Origin of the sequence: Mesorhizobium sp. M1E.F.Ca.ET.041.01.1.1, from assembly GCF_003997355.1 — a bacterium.
Lineage (GTDB): Bacteria > Pseudomonadota > Alphaproteobacteria > Rhizobiales > Rhizobiaceae > Mesorhizobium.
Genome location: NZ_RZSL01001001.1, coordinates 1 through 1,354, shown reverse-complemented (window position 1 = coordinate 1,354; position 1,354 = coordinate 1). Strand labels below are relative to the sequence as shown.

Below are 1,354 nucleotides of genomic sequence, written 5' to 3'. Positions count from 1 at the left end.
CGTATCGGCGCCGCGCTTTTCCTCCGCACGACGCGCAGCGTCGGCCTGACGGAGGCCGGCGAGCGATTCCTGTCGCGCGCAGGGCCTGCCTTCGAGGAGCTGGTCGCCGCGAGCGAGGTCGCGCATGAATTCGGCAAGCGCCCGACCGGATTGCTGCGCCTCTCGGTGCCGCCGGCGGTGATGCCGCTCCTGCTGGAGCCGCTCATCGCATCCTTCTGCCAAGCCTATCCCGAAATCGAGCTGGAGATCGTCGCAAGCGGGGAGCTCGTCGACGTCGCCGCCGAAGGATTCGATGCCGGCATCCGGCTCGGCGAGCTCATCGCCGCCGACATGGTGGCGGTGCGGCTGACGCCGCCGTTCCCGCTGCTGGTCGTCGGCAGCCCCGACTATCTGCGCCAGTGGTCGCGGCCGGAGCGTATCGAGGACCTTCGGGGGCATGCCTGCCTGCGCATGCGCCGCTCGAACGGCTCGGTCGCCCCCTGGCGCTTTAGCGACGGCAACAAGACGGTCGAGGCCATCGTCACAGGGCCGCTCATCGCGCATGACTACCCAACGCTTCTCGGTGCGGCGATCCAGGGGGTAGGACTTGCGCAGGTGCCTGGCCCGCTCGCCAGCGCACCGGTCGCCGATGGCCGATTGCATGCGCTCTTGACGCCGTTCGCCGCCACCTCGCCGGGGGCGTTCCTCTACTACCCCGAACGACGGCAGGTCCTGCCCAAGCTGCGGGCGTTCATCGATCATATCAGGGCGGTGCCGGGGCTGCGCTAAAACGATCGCGAAAGCGGCAACCATTGGGTCTGAAGCAGAAAGGTCGTGACGGAAGATTCGGCATAGCCGGACGCGTTGCGGCGTTCGATTTCCTGCTCGACCTCGCGCCAAATGCCGGCAGCGTTGTTCGGGGCTTCAAGTCTGGCCGCAAAGGTAGACACAGGGAAGAAGCCCTATATGTCGAACTCGCCCTGTCCTTCGTCCATGGCGCTGACGGTTTCGGCGGCAAGCGCGCGGGTGATCGGCGTCTTGCGCTCGAGCGCGGCGCGGTCAAGGCGTTCCACGACCCGCATAGCGGTCGCCAGCGAACGCTCGATGCGCCGCACCAGATATTGCACGACATGCGGCTCGACCTCGATCTGGCGATCGGCGAACAATTTTGTGATGACGCCGGCGAGCAGCAGGTCGTCCGGCTCGTGGATCTCGACCGTCGCCGCCGCCTTCAGTCGCGAGATGAGGTCGGGCAGCGCGACGCGCCAGGCGGAAGGGAAGCGGCGCGCGGTGAGCAAAAGCGTGGAGCCGGCGCCGCGCACCGTGTTGATCAGGTGGAACAGACCCTGTTCGTCGATCGGGCCCTTGTCGATGT

At 67.2% G+C, this 1,354-nt stretch carries 2 protein-coding genes; one reads left to right on the top strand and one right to left on the bottom strand.

The genetic code is table 11. From position 1 onward, the window contains the following. Positions 1 to 768 (top strand): LysR substrate-binding domain-containing protein (locus EOA38_RS36790; protein ID WP_127301518.1); only part of this gene is annotated, 768 nt, incomplete at its 5' end. Positions 769 to 941: 173 nt separating this feature from the next. Here the strand turns inward: EOA38_RS36790 and EOA38_RS36785 are convergent. Continuing rightward, a partial coding sequence (locus EOA38_RS36785; RefSeq protein ID WP_245481023.1) for a DnaA/Hda family protein occupies positions 942 to 1,354 on the bottom strand: 413 nt, incomplete at its 5' end.